This is a genomic window from Chromohalobacter sp. HP20-39, assembly GCF_033052815.1.
In the GTDB taxonomy this organism is placed as follows: domain Bacteria; phylum Pseudomonadota; class Gammaproteobacteria; order Pseudomonadales; family Halomonadaceae; genus Chromohalobacter.
In genome coordinates, this window is the sequence record NZ_JAWHTP010000224.1 from 1 (window position 1) to 402 (window position 402).

The 402-nt window shown below is 57.7% G+C and carries 1 protein-coding gene; it reads right to left on the reverse strand.

All coding sequences use genetic code 11. From position 1 onward, the window contains the following. Positions 1–175: 175 nt before the first annotated feature. On the reverse strand, positions 176–402 hold a 227-nt coding region (locus RVY79_RS17745; protein ID WP_317465826.1), incomplete at its 5' end, for an NAD(P)H-dependent oxidoreductase.

The following is a 402-nucleotide window of genomic DNA, read 5'->3' on the forward strand; positions in this document are numbered from 1 at the left end:
GGACACGGAGCGAAGCGCCAATGAAGACGACAGCCTTCAAGAACCGCATCGGAGCGACACCCGCTTAATCTCGGCCAGTTGACCAAAACGGAAACGCAAGGCTGTCATCACGCTCATCAATGGATCGCGATACATTTGCTCGCCGGCATCGGCCTCCGCAGCACCAACCGCAGATTCATACCGCCGCAAAGTCTTCAACGTAGTTCTGGATCTGTGCCTGCGCATCGGCAATTGAACGCGTGGCCATGTCCGGGCCCATCGCAAGACCTTCTGCATAAACGAAGCGCACGTCCGTCATGCCGAGGAAACCAAGCGTGACTTTCAGATAGGGCGCAATCACGTCGGTAGGCTGATCTCGATGCACGCCACCGCGCGAGAGAACCGCGTACACGGTCTTGTTCC